The 3,017-nt window shown below is 66.0% G+C and carries 2 protein-coding genes; both read right to left on the reverse strand.

Going from position 1 to position 3,017, the window contains the following annotated elements:
- Window positions 1-54: 54 nt before the first annotated feature.
- Complete coding sequence (locus tag ACWIE7_RS18610) at window positions 55-513, reverse strand: site-specific integrase (protein WP_454070249.1); 459 nt, start codon at window positions 511-513, stop codon at window positions 55-57.
- Window positions 514-548: 35 nt separating this feature from the next.
- Window positions 549-1,985, reverse strand: a complete 1,437-nt coding sequence (locus ACWIE7_RS18615) for a DEAD/DEAH box helicase family protein (protein WP_454070250.1) — start codon at window positions 1,983-1,985, stop codon at window positions 549-551.
- Between the last annotated feature and the right edge of the window lie 1,032 nt (window positions 1,986-3,017).

Genomic DNA, 3,017 nt, shown 5'->3' on the forward strand with positions numbered 1-3,017 from the left:
GTTGACGCCCATCGAGTTCGAAGCCAAGCTAACCGAGCCGCTCACACTCGCGGCCTAAACCGAACCTGTCACCAGTTCGTTCCTCACGCCCGAGCGAATGGCGACCAGGTTGCGAGCTAGCGTTGATGCAGATACCGGCTCCGCCGGAATATCTCGCAGATCATCATCGCCCGAGGCACCAAAGCGACGCCGGTCCATGAAATCGTTAATCTCAGCGCGGCGCACCGCAAGCCAGTCATTCCCCGGACCAAGCCATCTGAAAAAGAGCGCCACATCTGACGCATAAGCGGAAGCTGTATTGACGGAGTGATACCTCCGCGCCCACTCGGCAACCGCAGGATGAATATTCCCGTTGGCAGTCACCGGAATATAGAGGGGAGCCTTCCGGCGAAGAATCCCAGCCGCCTGGCTCATTGAGGATTCCAGCCACGCAGGCCGGTCAACCATGTCCGACAGCACGCTCAGACGAACGGTCTTCACCTGCGCGAGGTTCATTGGTTGCGAGACGGTCATGTCAGCCAGCGTAGAGCGCACCCAACAGTCGCCGGTTACTGCATAAGTCCCGACCACGCGCAGACCTGATGGTCCCGATGTGCGCGGCCCATCGTCTGTTCGGCGAGCAGGCCGCTGTAGCGCGCCTGGTGGAAGAAGCCTCTGCGCGGGGTGGCGGTGGCTGATGAACTGTCGGCGAACTGCTCGGATGCCTGCAGATTGATCGCGGTGGGTGTATTGAACACCACCACCTCGGCCTCGCCGCGCTGAAAGCGCATACGTTCGGATTCGGCCTCCGGGTTGGAGCCGTAGATGCGTGCCACCGGGATCCCATCGGCTTCGAGCATCTCGGCCACCGGGTGAGCTGCCGTGGTGACCATCTCGGTGGCAACCAGTACCTGGTACCCGCGGGCGAGTTCGGCCTTGACCGCAGCCACGGTGTGTTCGACACGGATCATCGACGCCTTCTGGCGCAGCCTCACCAGCGCGGCTAGCCCGCGCGCGACGTTGTTGCCCGTCCGCGCCAGCTGCATCTCCCGCTGAAAGTCGCCCCATTCCAACTCGTAGGCCCGCCACTGGTCCGGGGTTAGCTCTACCAGGTCCACGTCGAAGGGCGGTGGCCCCCACGGCGCCGACCGGGTGAGGAGCAGCTGCGGGTCGTGCCGAAGCAGGATGTCTCGCACGTCGCTGATCACGGTCTGCTGGGTCTGCAGCGACTCCTTGACCTCCGCGCTCCACGTCCACTTGCCGTACGAGGTCTCCAGGGGAACACCTCGCTCGCTCAGAGCCCTCCCGAAGTCCGCCCACCGGGCGGGCGGATCACCGTGGACCTGGGCGAACAGCGAGGACAGGTAGCCCCATTCGCCGGGGTGATGACCGGGCGTGGCGGTGATGGTCAGCACGAACGGGGACGTTTCGTGCGGAGAGTCCATGCGGGTCAGCCGCCGCATGTAGCTGGTCCGCTTGCTGGCGAACCGGAACTGGTGGGCCTCGTCGATCACCGCGACGTCGACTCTGAGCCGTGGGCGACCGTTCCGGGCCATGAGTTTGCCGAGGCTGTCCGACGACATGATGATCCACCGCAAGCCGTCGTCGCCCAGCGCGGCGATGGTGCGCCGCCACGAGGGGATGGTGATGCGCGCCGGCCGGTCCACCGTCACCAGAACCGTGCGGGCGCCCCGCATCTGCGCGATGGATTTCGCCGCAGCCACGGCCACGAGGGTCTTGCCGGTGCCGACGTCGTTGGCCAGGTGGAACTGCCGGTACCCCTGTTCGGCGGCTGCGACGATCGTGTCCACGTCCGCGCATTGCTCCGGGCGGAGTGTCAGGGGAGCAGCGGTCGCACCGGGGCCCTCACTGCCGTTGAGTTCGTCTTCCAGCCACCGCAGGTAGGAGTAGGGCTTGCTGGCGTACGGCTCCAGCGGGTCCGGCAGGGTGGTGCCGACATAGGCGTGTGCGGTGAGCGACGTGTAGTAGGTAACCCCGGCCGGCATGCCGCCGCCCAGCCCGCCCCACGGGAGTTCCAGGAGCCACACCCGCTGGCCGGAGGGGATCGTCGGGCGGCCTGCGCCGCGCTGGACTTCTTCGTTGCCTTCGCGCGCGTGGTGCCGGCCTTGCGCTTGGTGGTGGCCTTGCGCGTGTTGCTGGCCTTACGCGAGGACCGGGCCGCCATCAGATTCCGCCGTCTTTGAGGGCGGTGACGAGGGCAGTTGAGTCCACGGTGTTCTCCCGGGTGGTCCTGGCTGGGGCGGGCTCACTTCGGGGGCGGACGGCGGCGCGCCGCGGACGCTGCTCGTTCGACGATGGAAGGATAATGCCCCAGCGCCACAGGCTGCGATGTGACGGTACGGAACTCTACGGCCCGCTCCAGTCCCCTGATCGGATTGCCGGATAGGGCTTCAACGCGTGCTCGACAACCCGCCCTTCTGCGGTCGTAATTCGGAAGGACGTGCAGCCGTCGACGTACCACGCGTTCTGGGGGTCCGGAACGTTGTACGACGCCCAGCGTCTGATGAGCGGGCGCACTTCGTAGTCATCCGATCCCGGCCAGATGGCCTCGACCACCCAGTGTTCGCTTCCCGCATCCGCCGAGTGCAGGTGTAGGTCACCGTCCACGCAACTGTGCAGTCCGTACGCCATCGGTTCTCCTCGGTAGGCGGCGCAGCTTCCGGTCAGACGCGCCTGTCACGCGAGTCTTTCATTGAGCTGCACTGGCGCGCGGGCGCACTCTCCAGAAATTCCGATAAGCCGCCGACACCCCGCAGAGCGCTGATGAGTTCGCTGCACCGCGTTGTCCGGTCACGCTCGGACCGAAGCCGGCCGGCGGGGTAGCGTCGGACACGTCGAGGTCTTTCGGATGGATGGCGTAGGTACCTCCGTCGTCGGGAGACCTCGACGTCTATCTGCGGACCGACGCGCTCGGCCGACCTGCACCGTCATCTGAGAAGACCCCTGAAACGTCTTCGACGACGACGGGACCGGCGAGGAGGAGGGCGCGGTGAGCTAAAGGAATGGAGCTTGCTCGG

This window comes from Dietzia sp. NPDC055343, assembly GCF_053645265.1.